The 17,719-nt window shown below is 49.4% G+C and carries 12 protein-coding genes and 1 rRNA gene (1 of these 13 only partly in view); 3 read left to right on the forward strand and 10 right to left on the reverse strand.

Features of this window, described 5'->3' with window-relative positions:
* Positions 1–2: 2 nt before the first annotated feature.
* The 8 genes from BQ5453_RS06605 to clpB form a co-directional block, all read right to left on the reverse strand.
* Positions 3–1,865 carry a hypothetical protein gene (locus BQ5453_RS06605; protein WP_071122604.1) on the reverse strand — a complete coding sequence of 621 codons (1,863 nt, stop codon included), beginning with the start codon at positions 1,863–1,865 and terminating at the stop codon, positions 3–5.
* A 14-nt stretch (positions 1,866–1,879) separates the two neighbouring features.
* A complete protein-coding gene (locus tag BQ5453_RS06610) occupies positions 1,880–4,678 on the reverse strand; it encodes a DEAD/DEAH box helicase (RefSeq protein ID WP_083361141.1) in 2,799 nt (932 codons plus the stop codon).
* Between the two features lie 88 nt (positions 4,679–4,766).
* Complete coding sequence (nth, locus tag BQ5453_RS06615) at positions 4,767–5,402, reverse strand: endonuclease III (protein ID WP_071122605.1); 636 nt, start codon at positions 5,400–5,402, stop codon at positions 4,767–4,769.
* A gap of 24 nt (positions 5,403–5,426) precedes the next feature.
* Positions 5,427–5,795: a fluoride efflux transporter CrcB gene (gene crcB / locus BQ5453_RS06620; RefSeq protein ID WP_071122606.1), complete on the reverse strand. Its 369-nt coding sequence runs from the start codon at positions 5,793–5,795 to the stop codon at positions 5,427–5,429.
* Complete coding sequence (locus BQ5453_RS06625; RefSeq protein ID WP_071122607.1) at positions 5,792–6,409, reverse strand: riboflavin synthase; 618 nt, start codon at positions 6,407–6,409, stop codon at positions 5,792–5,794. The genes crcB and BQ5453_RS06625 overlap by 4 nt, the downstream gene beginning before the upstream one ends.
* Positions 6,410–6,428: 19 nt before the next feature.
* Positions 6,429–6,872 carry a hypothetical protein gene (locus BQ5453_RS06630; RefSeq protein ID WP_071122608.1) on the reverse strand — a complete coding sequence of 148 codons (444 nt, stop codon included), beginning with the start codon at positions 6,870–6,872 and terminating at the stop codon, positions 6,429–6,431.
* Between the two features lie 272 nt (positions 6,873–7,144).
* Complete coding sequence (rpsA, locus tag BQ5453_RS06635) at positions 7,145–8,932, reverse strand: 30S ribosomal protein S1 (RefSeq protein WP_071122609.1); 1,788 nt, start codon at positions 8,930–8,932, stop codon at positions 7,145–7,147.
* Between the two features lie 406 nt (positions 8,933–9,338).
* Positions 9,339–11,939: an ATP-dependent chaperone ClpB gene (clpB, locus tag BQ5453_RS06640; RefSeq protein ID WP_071122610.1), complete on the reverse strand. Its 2,601-nt coding sequence runs from the start codon at positions 11,937–11,939 to the stop codon at positions 9,339–9,341.
* A 909-nt stretch (positions 11,940–12,848) separates the two neighbouring features.
* Between clpB and folB the strand changes: the two genes are divergently transcribed.
* Positions 12,849–13,853, forward strand: a complete 1,005-nt coding sequence (gene folB, locus BQ5453_RS13940; RefSeq protein ID WP_083361142.1) for a dihydroneopterin aldolase — start codon at positions 12,849–12,851, stop codon at positions 13,851–13,853.
* A gap of 10 nt (positions 13,854–13,863) precedes the next feature.
* Positions 13,864–14,088 (forward strand): helicase associated domain-containing protein, encoded by a 225-nt coding sequence (locus tag BQ5453_RS06650; protein ID WP_071122611.1) that lies wholly within the window; start codon positions 13,864–13,866, stop codon positions 14,086–14,088.
* Between the two features lie 325 nt (positions 14,089–14,413).
* Here BQ5453_RS06650 and BQ5453_RS06655 read toward each other — a convergent pair whose 3' ends face one another.
* Both BQ5453_RS06655 and BQ5453_RS06660 read right to left on the reverse strand, forming a co-directional pair.
* Complete coding sequence (locus BQ5453_RS06655; protein ID WP_022101922.1) at positions 14,414–14,959, reverse strand: nitroreductase; 546 nt, start codon at positions 14,957–14,959, stop codon at positions 14,414–14,416.
* Between the two features lie 122 nt (positions 14,960–15,081).
* Positions 15,082–15,966: a helix-turn-helix domain-containing protein gene (locus tag BQ5453_RS06660; protein ID WP_071122612.1), complete on the reverse strand. Its 885-nt coding sequence runs from the start codon at positions 15,964–15,966 to the stop codon at positions 15,082–15,084.
* 742 nt (positions 15,967–16,708) lie between these two features.
* On the opposite strand from BQ5453_RS06660, the gene BQ5453_RS06665 reads away from it, so the two are divergent.
* Positions 16,709–17,719, forward strand: a 16S ribosomal RNA gene (locus tag BQ5453_RS06665); it runs 519 nt beyond the window's last position.

The raw sequence follows: 17,719 nt of genomic DNA on the forward strand, positions 1-17,719 counted from the left end.
AATTAGATGGTGTAACCATATGTTTTGAGTATGTTGTTCACGTCGTTCAGGTGTGCTTGCTCTATCAGCACCACATAGCCTTCGGCACGCAATATGTATTGTTTGATATTGGGGTCGTGCATGATTATGTCTTGCAACTCTTTGTCTTTGGCATCGATCGAACGCGTAATGTAGTTTGTCTTCACTTTTTTAAGTGCATTGGTCCGTTCCAGCATGGTATTGAAGAAATCTGCCCATATTTGGGGTGGTTCGTTAGCAATGTATTTCTTGAACAAATCGATGTTCTTTTCGATATCGTCCTGAGTATTGCACTCTTTAAGGAAAACGGAAAAGTCTGTGCGATAGAGCTGGGGCGTGATGGGGGTAGCTATTTTACCGAGTGCGAAATTTCCCTTACTGTTGGGGTTGAGCACTTTGATGAGTAACCGGTCGGTGTTCAGCTCAAAGTCCTTACATGTGTTGACTATTGTGGCGGGCAACTGATAGGACTTCGCTTCTCCCAAAACATATTTGCCTAAGTTGGTAAGGCGCACATAGCGTAAGGCGTCTGTAAGGTAGGACGGGCCATTGCCTGTAGTAGTGGGGTCGTATGCTATTTCGATGATACCCCAGCTTGCCATGGCTAACAGTACAGATTTTATGCTTTGATAGGTTACACGCGTAATGATTTCGTCATACTTTATCGGCTCGTCGGCATTTTTGTCGCGCAATTCGAAACCAATATTATAATATGACGTTGGCTCTTGTATTAGTATAGAGACGTAGGTTTTGTGATCGAAAAAGCATCTTGTTTGGTACAACACCTGTTCAATGCTGACCCACATACTCGATTTCAAAGTCAGAAGGCTGTGCTCGAACGAACGCATGAGCCTGTTTGTATTGCGGTGTGAATAGTCGTAATCCCGATCAATACAAGTGATGTGAGGCAAAAACAGCTTGCAAAATTTAGATGTATGGTCGAATACATACTTTACGCATAGCTGTATTAACTGCAGCGGTGAGGCAGAGTTGATTACATGGTCGTATGTCCTTTCGCAAGTAAGCAGGTATGTAATAATCAAGTAGTAGCTGCGAAGTGTCTCTTCGTAGTACTTCGTGCTTTTTTCGTTCAGATTAAAGTTGTTAATGCGGGCTTTGTCTAAAGCCTTGCGCAGTTTCGCTGTAAAAAAATGTGTTCTGCCCAAAGTTAGCATTCCACTCTCGCGTAAATTGTTGAGAATGGGGATTTCTTGAAATAGGTCAGCCTCGGCGTTGAACACAGTTAGTTTGTCTGGAAGGACGGCTGTCTGGCAATCCTTCAGCGTGTGGTGTGAGCACCTGTAGGTTAGTTCCCTTAGCCAATAAGATTTGAATGTCAAATAATAGGTATTGTTATCGCTATAATCAAAACGCTCGCTGCTTGTAATTTTGAAGATACCTTCGCCTAAAGTGTTGCATACGCCCACCTGGTGCCATCTGTGTGTGTCTATGACGCATTCTTCTCCCAACAATTCGTTTGCTTCCTTTTCGCTTAAAAAGATTTTGTCTGCTGCCGCAATCCATATCGCGCGCACATTATCGGGTAAAGTCTCGAGGAAGAGATGAAAGTTGTCTTCGTTGAAAAATAGTGATGCGAAGTTCAACAATTCGGCCTTAAGGCATTGCTTCTTGGTAGCGCATAGTTTGATGACATCAGGCACGTATTTGTGATTATTCTCGTTAATGGCCACATAGCGTATGTAGTTAAGGCTGTTGAGCAAATATTTAACAAGATACTTTATTTCCGAAATAGTATGACTGCTGAGAATATCGCGGGACACGATAATGGCCTCTTGATTGCTAAGGTTTATAATCTTTTCTGTTTTAACCAGTGTCTCGTCTGCCATGATTGAATGGGAGTTTAGCCTAAAATGAACTTGATGTCTTCTTCGCTGAGTTGTTTTGACGATGAGCTGTCGCTGTTGATGAGTGCGCTGAACAACTCAGACTTTTGTTGCTGCAATTGCTGTATCTTTTCTTCGATCGTATCTTGCGTAATGAGTGAGAAACAAAGCACTTTGGCTTTTTGTCCGAAACGGTGCAGACGATTGATGGCTTGCTCTTCGGCAGCCTTGTTCCACCAAGGTTCGAAAATGAACACTGTGTCGGCGGCCGTCAGGTTAAGTCCTACACCCCCTGTCTTGAGTGTCATAAGCATTACCTTGCATTGCTCATTGTTTTGGAAGCGTTCCACCACCATTTTACGGTCGCGTGTGGAGCCCGTCATGCAGACGTAGTCAATGCCTTTTGCCTCAAGCGTGTCGCCCAACATGTCGAGACCTGCTATGAAGTTGAAGAAAACAACAGCCTTGTGTCCGTTGGCCACCGTGTTGAGCAGTGTTTCGGTGAGCATGTCAAGCTTGGGCGATGTAATTTTATCGTTTGATAGCTTTTCGGGAATAGAGGCTATTTGTCGCAGTTCGTTCAATGCTTGAAATATCACGAACTGAGACTTTTGTATGCCATCTGCTGCAATAGATTGCTCTACTTGGTTTTTATAGTATACGCGTCGTTGCTCGTAAAGATTGGCTTGTGCATTGTTCATTTCAATGTAAATGGTTTTGTCCGTACGATCGGGCAAGTCTTTCAGCACATTACGCTTCAAACGTCGTAGCATGAAAGGGAAAATCTTGCGTTGCAGGCATTGCATGGCTTCCTTGTCACCATTCTTTTGTATGGGGTTGGCATAGTCATGATTGAAGTTGTCAAGGGTGCCAAACATAGCTGGATTAAGAAACCGGAACAGGGCATATAACTCACCGAGGTTGTTCTCAATTGGTGTGCCGCTCAAAGCCAGACGATGGGGGGCTTTAAGCATGAATACAGCCTGCGTGCTTTGTGCCGTAAGGTTCTTGATGTTCTGACTCTCGTCCAGAATGACGTAGTGGAAGTCTTGAGCACTAAACGTCTTGATGTCGTTGCGCACGATGGCATAGGTTGTGAGAATGAGCTGGTGCTGCATGGCCTCCTTTATGTCCCGGGTGTTGCCATAATAGGTGTAGGCGCTCAGTTGGGGGGCAAAGCGTGCCAGTTCATTCTGCCAGTTAAAGAGCAGGCTGCGTGGCATCACAAGCAAGGTGGGTTTGCTCTCTTGTGGATAGATGAGGCTTAGCACAGAGATGGCTTGCAGAGTCTTACCCAACCCCATGTCATCGGCCAGGCAGCCACCCATATTGTTGTCGTAAAGGTATTTTATCCACTTCACGCCCTCTATTTGGTAGGGGCGCAAGGTGGCGTTGACGTTGGGCAGCGTCAGCCTTTTGCGCGTAAGCTTGTTAAATCCTTCGTAGAATTTGCGATGATGTTCAAATACTTTACCCTCGAGCGGTCCGTTGACCAGCTCTTCAAGGTCTTTAAGGTCAAAGAACGACACCTTGATACGGTCTTTGTCGCTCTTCTTCACTTTCCTGAAGATGCGTTGCAGACGGCGCATATAGCCATCGTCCACAATGGCGCGGTTGCCATCTGAAAGCTGAATGTATTTGCGTTCGGTATATTGCGAAAAGAGTTGTTGTAGTGTAAATTCCTCTTCGTTAAGACGCACCTTTGCGCTACCCTCCAAAAAGTCGATGCCCGACGACAGCTTGATGTTTAGGCTAGGTGTGACAGCACTTATCTTGTATGTTTTCAGTTTGTCAGCCCCCACCAAATCAAATGTTTTGAGCAACGATGGCAGTGCGTTAAGCAGGAAAGGCCCGGCTATGTTTTCGGGTATGATAAAAGTGTCGTCGGCAAGGTATACGTTCTTTTTGGCTTGTCGGTCGGGGGCAAAGCGCAGAATTTCAGTACGTAGGTATTCGATGGTGTCCTGCATAGGGACGCGTTTGAGCTTTTTCACGTCGATGACGCCGGGCACGGATATTTGTGCCACCATGTTAATGCCGAACTTGTCAACAAAACTGTCGGGAAGCACTTTTACAACATCAGCCACGCGCAGGTAAAGTGTTTTGTCGGCATCAATTTCTTCAATGAACAGGGTGGGGACAGAGAGCATTTCGTGGGCCGATAAGTGTACATCGTAGCCGTCACATGACACTTGTATATTGCTAAAGTACGAATAGAGCACCGACAGATATTGCTCAAGCATACTTTCGTCAATATTACACTTCAGAATGTCCAAATGCGCATAGTTGTTGCCTACTGAGTGTATGGCATATATTTTATTGCCAATCCAAGCAAAGACGTCCGACAACATTTGCAGCTTGTCCACCTTGCTGTCGCCGATATAAAATTCGGGCAGAAATTCTTTGTCTTTCTTGTGCTTGAGTCGTAGTTGCAAATGCTGCTCACCCTCATCGGCCACGTTCAATTTATGACCCTCGCTGTCAATGATGTTGGAACAGCGCACAAGTTGATTGCACAAATAGGGGTAATCGTTCAGATTTAGCCCACTTTCAGCTTCACCCCACACCACATCGTATTCCTTTTGTTGCATCACATTATCAATGCTTTGCAGCAGTTGGGCCGTGATGCTATCGTAGTTTCTAAAGTTTACGTCAACCTTGTTGTGGTCTTCGTCTACCACCGAAAGAAACACACCCTCTTTCTTGCACTCAAGCATAAAGTTTATGTGTTTGTTTGGGTCTCTGCTCTTCTTTTGCATGAACAGGTCCTCGTTTCCAGATTGGAGTACAGAAAGCTTTGATAAGAAGTCGGCCATATTGCGTGGAGCTATTTAGTTAGTCTGATGAAATAGATTAGTTGAGTGAAATAGGTCGGTCTGTGCTCTTTTTTGTGTGGGCAGTGCGTTACCCCATGCAACTCTTGCACACGTCGCGCAATCCGCATTTGTCACATTTGGGCTTGCGAGCCAAACAAGTGTAACGCCCGTGCAGCAAGAGCCAGTAGTGTGACGAGGCCACCAACTGTTCGGGTATGTGTTTTTTAAGTTCCACCTCCACGCTGTATGGGGTTGTGCAGCGCTGTGGCACAAGTCCGAGGCGGTGGCTCACTCTGAACACATGCGTGTCAACTGCCAGGGCTGCTTTGCCAAAAGCCACAGCCTGTATGACATTGGCTGTTTTGCGTCCCACGCCGGGCAACTGTGTCAGTTCTTCAAGCGTAGATGGCACCTCACCGTCAAACCGCTCCACCAGCATTTTGGCCAACCCCACCAGATGTTTGGACTTGTTGTTAGGATAGCTCACCGACTTGATGTAATCGTAAATAACCTCGGGAGTGGTGGCCGCCATAGCTTCGGGCACAGGAAAGTCGGCAAACAGCCGCGGCGTCACTTGGTTGATACGCTTGTCGGTGCATTGTGCCGACAGAACGACGGCCACCAACAATTCAAAGGGGTTGCTAAAGTGCAACTCCGTTTCGGTAGCGTCCATGGTGTGTTCAAAGTACGCCAGCACGTGTTCGTATAGTTCTTTCTTGCGCATAATAGAGTAGAAGGTGAAAGTGTATCAGATATTCTTTGCGGCCCAAAACCCCGATGCGGTGCACATCAAACCTGTACACATAGACAGGGCCATGTAGCCTAAAGCTAATGAATAGAAACCCTGCCGCATCAATTGCACGCTCTCGTTTGAGAATGTCGAGAAGGTGGTAAATCCGCCACAAAATCCTGTAACCAGCAGCATGTACACCAGTCCGGCTTGCCGCCTTTCAAAGTAGCCCGCAAGCAATCCGATGCACAGGCAGCCTATGGCATTGGCCGCAAAAGTGGCCCACGGAAAGTGTCCGTCAATATTTTTGAGCAGCGCTGCGCCAATGCTGTAACGGCACAAACTGCCCAAACCACCACCGGCAAATATCATAAGTAGCTTAATCATTGCGCAGTGTTGTTCTGCAGACTGGCCAAGCGGCTGATGTACTTGCCCAAGATGTCGAATTCGATGTTAACCTTCGTGCCCACCTTGATGTGGTGAAAGTTGGTGTGTTCGTAGGTAAACGGAATGATGCACACTTTGAAGGTGTTGCGGGTTGGCTCACACACAGTGAGGCTTACGCCGTTCACCGTAACCGAGCCCTTGTCCACCGTAAAATAGCCGTGGGCAATCATCTCGTCGCTTGCCTCGTATTCAAAGGTAAATTCGTAGCTGCCGTCGGCATCGGTTATGTTTACACAGGTGGCAGTTGTGTCAACGTGTCCCTGCACGATGTGTCCGTCAAGTCGCCCGTTCATAATCATGGAGCGCTCCACGTTCACCTCGTCGCCCGGCTGCAGCTGTCCCAGGTTAGAGCGTTTCAGTGTTTCGTCCATAGCGGTTACCACATAGCGGTCGCCGTCTATTTTCACTACAGTCAGGCAAACTCCGTTGTGTGCCACGCTTTGGTCAATTTTCAGTTCGTGCCCAAAGTCGCAAGCCATCGTAAAGTGCTTGTTCTCTTTATCTTGTTCTACAGCCACTACGCGTGCTGTCGTTTCTATTATTCCTGAAAACATATCTGTCTGTTGCTTTGCTTTATTTCAAATAATTCTCCACAGGCACCGTGTCGCCGTTCACCACCAAGTGCCCGTTGCGTATTTCGTAGTTCTTGAGTTTCTTGTCAAGCTCAGTCAAGTTAATCAGCACGCCGAGCGACTCGCCATTGTCGCGTGTAGTCATGGCATAGCGGTTGTCGTATTTAATGCTGCCATATATTTTGGCATCAGTGCCATCGTTGGCTGTGCGGCACACGTTGATTGTGTCGCCGTCGTCGGTTATCATGCCAAAGGTGCTCATGCCAAAGTCCTCGCTGGCCTTGCCATAAATGGTGGAGTCTGTCACTTGTTCGGCTGCTGTAGTGTCGACAAAGCTTGTTGTGTCGGCGGCCAGGGCCGGCGTGTTATTCTTGTTACCCTTGCAGGCCGAAAGCACAAGCAGGGTAGCCAGCATGGCTGGCAAAAGTCTTGCTGTCTTTATCATGAATAGAAAATGTGTATGCAGTTAATAAATCCCGCCGGCTGTATTTGCCGGCATGTAATATTTACAAAGGTACTAACAATAAGTGACATACTATGCTCAAACCGTTTACTTTAAGCTTTTTTGCCAGCGAATGGAGCGTCAGTGCGAGTGGGGGCAAAGCGCATTGCGAGTGCGGTGTGTACATATAAAGAGGAAGCTGCGACACTCACGTGCCACAGCTTCCGGAACCAAATTGTATATACGTTAATAACAATTAACGCCAAAGTAAGGAATTATTCACCCTTCTCCATCTTAGCCTTGAGGGCTGCCAGGGCGTCGTTCTCACCGAGTGAGGTAGTAGCGGCCTGGTTTTGGATAGTGGGGATATCGCTGCTCTTAGCCTTGCTTGCGCGGGGCTTGCGAGGAGCGGCGGGAGTCTCACCACGCTGAGCATCTTCAAAGGTGCGGCTGTGTGAGAGGATGATGCGCTTGCTGTCCTTGTTGAACTCGATAACCTTGAAGGGGAGTTTCTCGCCTTCCTTGGCGTGTGATCCGTCTTCCTTAACGAGGTGCTTGGGAGTAGCAAAGCCTTCAACACCATATTCGAGCTGAACTACGGCACCCTTGTCCATGAGTTCAACGATAGTGCCTTCGTGAACGCTACCTTCAGTGAAGGTGTTCTCGAATACGTCCCAGGGGTTCTCTTCGAGCTGCTTGTGACCGAGAGAGAGGCGGCGGTTGTCCTTGTCGATTTCGAGTACAACAACCTCGATGTCGGCGCCAATCTGAGTGAACTCAGAGGGGTGCTTGATCTTCTTAGTCCAAGAGAGGTCAGAGATATGGATAAGGCCGTCAACGCCTTCTTCGAGTTCAACAAATACACCGAAGTTGGTGAAGTTGCGAACCTTGGCGTGGTGACGTGAGCCTACGGGGTACTTAACTTCGATATCCTTCCAAGGATCGTCCTTGAGCTGCTTGATGCCGAGAGACATCTTGCGTTCCTGACGGTCGAGAGTAAGGATTACAGCTTCAACCTCGTCGCCTACCTTGAGGAAGTCCTGAGCAGAGCGCAAGTGCTGGCTCCAGCTCATTTCGCTAACGTGGATAAGGCCTTCAACGCCCGGTGCGATTTCAACGAATGCACCATAGTCAGCCATAACCACTACCTTGCCCTTAACCTTGTCACCTACCTTGAGGTTAGGATCGAGGGCATCCCAAGGATGAGGAGTGAGCTGCTTGAGACCGAGGGCGATACGCTTCTTCTCTTCGTCGAAATCGAGGATAACAACATTGAGCTTCTGGTCGAGTTCCACAATTTCGTGGGGATCGTTTACGCGGCCCCATGAAAGGTCTGTGATGTGGATCAAACCGTCTACGCCGCCGAGGTCGATAAATACACCATAAGAGGTGATATTCTTAACGGTACCTTCGAGTACCTGACCCTTCTGAAGCTTAGAGATGATTTCCTGCTTCTGAGCTTCGAGTTCAGCCTCGATGAGTGCCTTGTGTGATACAACAACGTTCTTGTATTCCTGGTTGATCTTAACAACCTGGAATTCCATGGTCTTACCAACGAATACGTCGTAGTCGCGGATAGGCTTAACGTCGATCTGTGAACCGGGCAAGAATGCCTCGATGCCGAAGATGTCAACGATCATACCACCCTTAGTGCGGCACTTGATGTAACCCTTGATAATTTCCTTGTTCTCGAGAGCGGCATTAACGCGTTCCCAAGACTTGCTTGCACGAGCCTTCTTGTGCGAGAGCACGAGCTGGCCACGCTTGTCTTCCTGGTTCTCAACGTACACCTCTACAGTGTCGCCTACCTTCAGGTCGGGGTTGTAACGGAATTCATTTACAGAAATGATACCATCGCTCTTGTAGCCAATGTTTACAACAACTTCGCGCTTACCGATTGAAATTACTGTACCGTCAACAATCTCGTTCTCGTTTACGCGGCCGAGTGTTGCATCGTAAGCCTTCTCTTGTTCGTCGTGGCTCTGAGTTGATTCTGTGGCACCATTTTCAAATGCGTTCCAGTCAAAGTCCGCAAGCGGTGCAATGTTTTTAAGATTCTCCATTTAATGAGTTAATAATAAAGTGAGTAATAGTAGCTTTGGCCGCAAGTGGGCAAGTGGCGGCAGGAACGGGTTGGGCAACACGGCCCTCAGTGGAGAAATTGTTCGAGCGGTCCTCATCTCCGGCTTTGACCAAAACGTGCGGCAAATTTACGCAAAACTTTTGGTATGCCAAGCGTCGAGCATCGTTTTTTTGTTATATTTCATTGCGTCACGCTCTGCGCGTATGCCGGAGGGTTACACTCGGGGCATACTGTCGGCATACACAAAAAGGGCTGCCACACCATTGTTGTGTAGTGGCAGTCCTTTAATATATCAGTTAGCAAAACGCTTGGCTGGTGCTTCTGGCCGCAGCGCACATGACGCATGGCAGATGGGCCAGCCAAGGTCTTTGTGCGTGTTATGCCTGTCAGTTGCTAAAAGCCAGTTTGTCGCCGTCGGCCTTGACGTGGATAGGCTTTGTCTTGTCCACGGTGCCGGCCAGCAAGGCTTTGCTCAAGTCATTAAGCAACAAGCGTTGCAGGGCACGCTTTACAGGACGGGCGCCAAATTCGGGGTCGAAACCGGCCTTGGCCACGAGGGCTATGGCATCGTCGGCCACATCGAGTTGTACGTCCTGATCCTTGAGCAGACGGGCAATGCCAGCCACCTGCAAACGAACGATCTGTTCGATTTGAGGTTGCGTGAGCGGTTCAAACATGATGATGTCATCAATACGGTTCAGAAATTCCGGACGTATTGTCTTCTTCAACATCTCGAGCACTTCGCCCTTCGTTTCGTCAATAATGCGTGCGCGTTCGTCGGCACGTTTGTTGGCGATGGCCTCAAACTTTTGCTGAATGAGTTGCGAACCCATGTTCGAGGTCATGATGATGATGGTGTTCTTAAAGTTCACCGTGCGTCCCTTGTTGTCGGTCAAACGGCCGTCGTCAAGCACCTGTAGCAGAATGTTGAACACATCGGGGTGTGCCTTTTCTATTTCGTCAAAGAGCACCACGCTGTAAGGTTTGCGCCGTACGGCTTCGGTGAGCTGGCCACCTTCCTCGTAACCTACGTATCCGGGAGGCGCGCCTACAAGACGGCTCACGCTGAACTTCTCTTGATACTCGCTCATGTCGATACGTGTCATCATGTTCTCATCGTTGAACAGGTAGTCGGCCAGAGCTTTGGCCAGCTCGGTCTTGCCCACACCCGTTGTGCCAAGGAAGATGAACGAACCGATAGGCCGCTTGGGGTCTTGCAGTCCGGCACGTGAGCGGCGCACGGCATCGGCCACAGCTTCGATGGCCTCGTCCTGACCTACCACGCGGCGGTGCAGTTCGGCCTCAAGGTGCAGCAGTTTTTCGCGTTCGCTCTGCAGCATACGCGTAACGGGTATGCCTGTCCACCGGGCCACCACGTCGGCTATGTCGTCGGGGGTAACCTCCTCTTTCACCATGGCTTCGGTGCCTTGGCGATTTTTGAGCTGCTCCTGTTGGGCGCGGATATCGTCGTCAAGTTGTTTGAGTTTGCCGTAGCGTATTTCGGCCACGCGGCCGTAGTCGCCCTCGCGTTCGGCGCGTTCGGCCTCAAATTTGAGCTGCTCTTGCTGCTGCTTGTCTTGCTGTATGCGTGAGAGCACCTCCTTTTCGCCTTCCCATTTGGCACGCAAGTCTTTCTCCTTCTCGCTCAGTTCGGCTATCTCCTTGTTGAGCTGTTCGAGTTTGGCGGTGTCATTCTCGCGCTTGATGGCCTCGCGTTCAATTTCAAGCTGGCGCAGGCGGCGTGTAATCTCGTCCAACTCCTCAGGTTGCGAGTCGCGTTCCATACGGAGCTTGGCTGCTGCCTCGTCCATCAGGTCGATGGCCTTGTCGGGCAAGAAGCGGTCGGTGATGTAGCGGTGCGACAACTGCACGGCGGCAATCAAGGCGTCATCTTGAATACGCACCTTGTGGTGATTTTCGTAGCGCTCCTTCAATCCACGCAGAATGCTGATGGCATCTTCGGGGGTAGGCTCGTCTACCATCACCGTTTGGAAACGGCGTTCCAACGCCTTGTCCTTTTCAAAGTACTTTTGGTACTCCTCAAGTGTGGTGGCACCTATGCTGCGCAGTTCGCCACGGGCCAAGGCAGGTTTCAGAATGTTGGCGGCGTCCATGGCCCCCTCGCCCTTGCCGGCGCCAACCAGGGTGTGTATTTCGTCTATAAACAAGATGATGTCGCCATTGGCTTGTGTTACCTCGTTAATTACACTCTTCAGTCGCTCTTCAAACTCGCCTTTGTATTTTGCGCCAGCCACCAGTGCACCCATGTCGAGTGAGTAGAGTTTTTTGTTCTTCAAGTTCTCGGGCACGTCGCCGCGCACAATGCGCTCGGCCAAACCCTCCACAATGGCTGTCTTACCGGTACCAGGTTCGCCTATCAGTATAGGGTTGTTTTTGGTACGGCGCGACAAAATTTGCAGCACGCGGCGTATTTCCTCGTCGCGGCCAATCACAGGGTCGAGTTTGCCGTTGCGAGCTTCCTCCACCAGGTTGCGGGCATATTTGGCCAATGCCTGGTAGGTGTCCTCAGCGCTTTGCGAGGTGGCTTTTTGTCCACCGCGCAATTCCTCAATGGCGCGTTGCAGTCCGTCGGTGGTCACCCCGGCGTCCTTCATCATTTGCGATGCTGTGCTCTTTACCTCGAGCAGAGCTTGCAGCATGGGCTCAAGTCCCACGTAGCTGTCGCCGCCCTTGCTGGCTATGCTTTGTGCACGCGTCACCACATCGTTGGCCTCTTGGTCAAGGTAGGGACTGCCGCCACCGCTCACCCGGGGCTGCCGCTGCAACTCGTTGTTAACGGCAGCTTGCAGTGCATGCTCGTTGACGCCCATTTTGCCAAACACAAACTGCGTCACGTTTTCGCCCACTGCCAGCACACCGGCCAACAAGTGTACAGGGGTAATGGCCTGTTGCCCGTTTTGCTGGGCACGGTCAATAGCCTGTTGCAGGGCCTGCTGTGCTTTGATTGTAAAGTTGTCGAAATTCATAGTTGTATGTTTTATTTGTTTTGTTCGTTGTTGTTTACGCCCTGCATATAGGCAAAGATATTGCCATGGGTGGGGTGGGGAAAAATCTATAACAAATATTTCAAATTACTGCCAAAATGCGCCTTTCGCAGAGGAACATGGTGGCGGTGGACTGACAAAATAGTCAGATGCTTGGCACACATCGTGGCATGGACTGTTGTGTGTCCGTCTGACGCGTGGGGCATTTGCGAGGGGCTGTAGTGCTGATGTGTGACGCCGCTCACCATTCTTATGCCCAAACTGCTCCTATATGCGTATTTCTTAAAGCTGTCGTCATTCTGCACTTTTTGTATGCACTTCCTTGAAAATCAATCGTTTGAGCAGTGTAGAAAAGTCTGCACGTTGTGTACATCCCGCCTGCACCGTCAGCACGTCCAGCGGGGAGTCTGCACTTGTTGCTGTACCCCGTGCGGCATGCTTGTGTGCCCACCCGCTTTTTAGGGTTGTGCCACTCCGAATTTTCTGTATAGGGGGAGCGTCGAAACGTTTGCTCCGTCAGAAATTTCTACCTCCCGTTAGCGTTTTCTCTCATTTTCTTTAGGGTGCTTACTGCTTGATGTGGGTGTTCGAACCTCGCCCAAACAATTTTTGTGAGTGCACGTAGTGCAGACGGCGTGTAGATAGTGTATACACGCTTAAACGATTGATAATCAGAGTGTTGTGGTCGAAAAGTGCAGAGCGTAGACAAATTTTGAGTTTTCTCTGTCGCGCGCGCACGCGCGCGTACATATATATATATGTAGGTGTTATGTACACGGTAGGTTCTGTTGGGGCAGGGGGCGAACCAAAGCAGTGGCATATATTGCAGCCATTTCCTTGTTTGCGTGCAAATGGTTAACTTTGCACACGTTCTAAACAAAATATGCTTGTATGCTAATTCAAGATAATGCCTTTACGATATCCATGCCGCGCATGCGCTTTCATGCCCGGCACGGTGTGATGCCGCAAGAGCAGCAGGTGGGGGGCGAATTTATGCTTTCACTCGTGTTGCATATTGACGGCCGCAATGCCCATCATGCGTTGTGTCACGACGAACTGGAGGGGACTATCAACTATGCCGAGGTGTATGACATTGTTGGCCGGGAGATGAAGCAACCCTCGCAGCTCATTGAGCGCGTGGCAGCACGCGTGGCGCGTTGCTTGTTGCGTCATTTTTTTACGTTGCGCCAGGTTGATGTGGAGGTGACAAAGTGTGTGCCGCCTATACCCGGCTTTGACGGTGAGGGGGTGACGGCGCGCTACTCGTTGCGTCGCCAGTTGGTGGCATGGGATTTTGACGGTACCATAGCCGATACCTCGCACGGTATAGTGCAAACCATGACGGAGACTTTCAGACGCATGGGGTGGGCTGTGCCATCAGACGAGGCCATCTGCAGCACCATCGGTTTGCCGCTCCAGGCAAGTGTGGCGCAGTTGGCTGCGCTCCCTTGTGGAAATGACGAGGTGCAGCGGGCCACGGCGCTTTACCGTGTGCTGTTTGAACAGGTAGGCACGGTGGGGGTTACGCTCTTTCCAGGGGTGGACGAAGAAATGTGCCGCCAACACGAAAGCGGAATGTTTGTGGCCATAGCAACCAGTCGTGGGCACGATTCGGTGCGCTGCCTGCTCGAGCAGTTGGGGGTGCTGCGCTATGTTGATTACATTGTGGCTTGTGAGGACGTGATTGCGCACAAACCTGATCCGGCCCCGGTTGAACGCCTTTGCGAACTGACTAATGTGCTGCCCGCCGATACCACGGTGATTGGTGACACCACCTTCGACATAGAGATGGGGCGCAATGCACGGGTAGGGCGCTGCATAGGAGTGGAGTGGGGCAATCATTCGCGAAAGATGTTGATTGATGCCGGAGCTGATTTTGTGTTGAGGAATTTCTGATATCTTGTGTATGGAAAAGATGTCAAGACGTGAGAGTGTTTGGAATACGCGATATGCCGAACTCAAAGCCTATATTGAGGAGTTCGGCCAGTTGCCCGACAAGCGTCGTGTTGACAATCGGGCTTTGCTTAATTGGTGGAAGTATAACAGGCGCTTGCTGAAAAATGGTAAACTTGACGAGAATCGTACCCTGTTGATTACCAATCTTGGCAATATGCGCAAGGTGCATTGCTGATGATGGGCAGCTTTTGTGAGGCAAGGCCATGCCACAATGGGTGGCGGTTGGCAAGTCGGGCTATGTGGTTGAGAAGGAGCGGGCAGATGTGACCGAGAACGTGTCTTCAATGTGAAAATGGCATTTGGTGATTGTCAAAAATATTTTTGAGCGTCTGCTTGTGCCTGCACTTAATAATACGATTCAAGCACCAACATGTGGCATGACGCCTCATGTTGGTGCTTGAACATTTACTTGACAATGGTGTGGCTTGTTAAAGGGCTGTTCTAATAATTCCTATTTCAGAATAGAAGAACTCTAAAATCAGAATTTTTTAGAATCGTCCTTAAGCCTTTCCTACTTTTATTACACACTCCTTGCGGGGCTTTGGTTCGCGTGGTTCACCATCGGGATATCCCAATGCCAGATGGGCTATGCCTTCGTAGTCGCCTTCTACACCGATTTCCTTGAGCCAGGCTTTCCATTCGGGCTGCTCAAACTCTTCGCGGGCGCGATTTATCCAGCACGAACCAAGGCCTACGGCATGGGCCGCAAGCATCATGTTGCCCATCATTAGTGTGCCGTCATACACGTGGTTGGGGTTGGCACGCTCCGACAGTACTATTAAATAAACTGGTGCGCCATAGAAAGGGTCTGCGTCTTCACTCTTTCCCATTATCAGTGCATTGGCGCGTCTGATGCGCTGCTTCGTGTCTTCGTCTGTCACTTGTATCACGAGCCATGGCTGCATGCTCTTGCCAGATGCGGCATAGGTGCCGGCTTCTATCACTTGGTCTATCAACTCTTGTGGCACAGGGGTGCTTTTGTATTTGCGAAAGCTGCGGCGTGTCTTGATGGCTTCGAGCACAATGCGTGTTTCTTCTTTTGTCATTTTATATAATGTTTTTATGTTATGTGAATGTCAGTTGGCGTAGTTGTCAGGCGTCTGCATAGTATGATTGCCGGGCCGTTTCATTTGTCTTGGTTCGGGCCTTGTCTGTCTGTTTCTGCTTGCTAAATTTCTACTCCTAAGTTTTGTCTGTAGTATTTGGGGGCGACTCCAAGGTGTTTCTTTACGTATTTGCCAAAAAATGATATTGAGGGAAAGTCAAGTTCGCATACGATTTCCTTTATGCTCTTTTCCGGACGTTTCAAATTGTGCTTTACGTCTTCAAGCACGTAGCGGTTGATGATGGTTGATGCGGTTTCGCCACAGCATTGCTTTGTTACACAGCTCAAGTATTTTGGCGTGACGTTAAGCTGGTCGGCGTACCATACAACTGAACGCGGCTTGGGGTGCGACTGCAATATCAGTTCTAAAAATTGCTTGAACAGATTGTCGCCTGAGGTAAAGTGCACGGGCCTGGCGTTGGTGGTTATCTCGAGCGCATCGTGAAATTCGTACATAAAGGCTTCTAACAACAGGTCGGTAACAAGCTGGTGGTGCTTGGTAGGAGCGGGGGCTGAGAGTTTTGAACGTATTAGTTCGTAGTATTGTATGAATAGGTGTGCCGCGTGTTCGCTAATGGTCATCACTGGGTGTTCCGATATATATACGCGCGTGTTGAGCAAACCTAATGGAATGTGGGTGAGATCGTCATAAAATTGTTTTGATAGTGCAAAGCCGCATGATTCAAAGTCGTCGCTGATGCCTTTGCTCTCTACTATATCGCCTGGCGCGCACACGAGCATGTCATTTTTGTTGATGGAAAGGGCGAGGCCGTTGAGCGTGAGCTCACCATGTCCTTTGGTGCACAGAATGGAGATGTATGTTGGCACGGTGGCGTTTTCTGGGTTGCCAGCCGGTGCTATAAGGTCGGTTATAAAATTTATGCGGCTGTGTTCAAGTGATAGCTCGTACTTGTTTTTGTTTATTATGTTGTTGTTGGTCTTTTTCATGTGCTTGAAACGTAGAATTTCGGCGCGCCCAGCGCGATTCTGTGGCAAAATAAGCCAAAAAAACTAATATACGGAAATATGAAACACTTTTTATGCCGTCACGTATTTATATATGTATGTGTGATGTTTTTTGTGTGCTATATGTATTCTTTGTGTTGTGCCTTATTACGAAGGTCTTGTGTAGGTCGATTATGGCGCTTTTGTGGAATCGTGGAGGGGTGACTATATTTCTCGCACGGCAAATCTTTGAAAAAAAACTGTTATTGCCCCGTTGGACATAAAAAAATCCCCGCCCGTCTGCGCACCAGCAAACCAGCACTTTTGCCCGCCAGCGGGCGCAACCGGGCATGTCCGCCGCCCGAGAGCGCAAAATTGCGCGATTTTTTTTGCACGCCGCAACGCGCTGGCATTCAGCGAGTTACGTCCGTTTCAAGAGAAATTCCCGAAAATTTCTCCAAAATTTCTTCGCCAAAAATTTGGTGTGTGTGCCAAAAGTCCGTATCTTTGCACTCGCAAATCAGAAATGAGGCGTACAACACCTCACAAATCTGAAGCAATTCGATCTTTGAAAACATTACATAAAACTATTTTGTAGAGAAGTACAAGAGACAGAATGAGCACTCTTTATATAAAGAGCTGTTCGGGTTAAAAAGTCACTTGTCAATTCCTGAAAGAAATTTCAAGGACAGGTAATGACGGAGTCTTGAGCAAAAAAACAGAGAAAACAAAACATTAAGATATTACAATGAAGAGTTTGATCCTGGCTCAGGATGAACGCTAGCTACAGGCTTAACACATGCAAGTCGAGGGGCAGCGGTATCGAAAGCTTGCTTTCGGTAGCCGGCGACCGGCGCACGGGTGAGTAACGCGTATCGAACCTGCCTCATACTCGGGAATAGCCTTGCGAAAGTAAGATTAATGCCCGGTGTTTTCAGAGTCCCGCATGAGGCTTTGAACAAAGATTTATCGGTATGAGATGGCGATGCGTCCCATTAGCTTGTTGGCGGGGTAACGGCCCACCAAGGCATCGATGGGTAGGGGTTCTGAGAGGAAGGTCCCCCACATTGGAACTGAGACACGGTCCAAACTCCTACGGGAGGCAGCAGTGAGGAATATTGGTCAATGGGCGGAAGCCTGAACCAGCCAAGTAGCGTGCAGGAAGACGGCCCTCCGGGTTGTAAACTGCTTTTAGTTGGGAATAAAACGGGGCTCGTGAGCCCCCTTGCATGTACCATCAGAAAAAGGACCGGCTAATTCCGTGCCAGCAGCCGCGGTAATACGGAAGGTCCGGGCGTTATCCGGATTTATTGGGTTTAAAGGGAGCGCAGGCGGACCTTTAAGTCAGCTGTGAAATACGGCGGCTCAACCGTCGAACTGCAGTTGATACTGGAGGTCTTGAGTGCACACAGGGATGCTGGAATTCATGGTGTAGCGGTGAAATGCTCAGATATCATGAAGAACTCCGATCGCGAAGGCAGGCATCCGGGGTGCAACTGACGCTGAGGCTCGAAAGTGCGGGTATCAAACAGGATTAGATACCCTGGTAGTCCGCACAGTAAACGATGAATACTCGCGGTTTGCGATACAATGTAAGCCGCCAAGCGAAAGCGTTAAGTATTCCACCTGGGGAGTACGCCGGCAACGGTGAAACTCAAAGGAATTGACGGGGGCCCGCACAAGCGGAGGAACATGTGGTTTAATTCGATGATACGCGAGGAACCTTACCCGGGCTTGAACTGCCAGCGACGGATGC

The sequence above is a fragment of the Prevotellamassilia timonensis genome (genome assembly GCF_900106785.1).
Lineage (GTDB): Bacteria > Bacteroidota > Bacteroidia > Bacteroidales > Bacteroidaceae > Alloprevotella > Alloprevotella timonensis.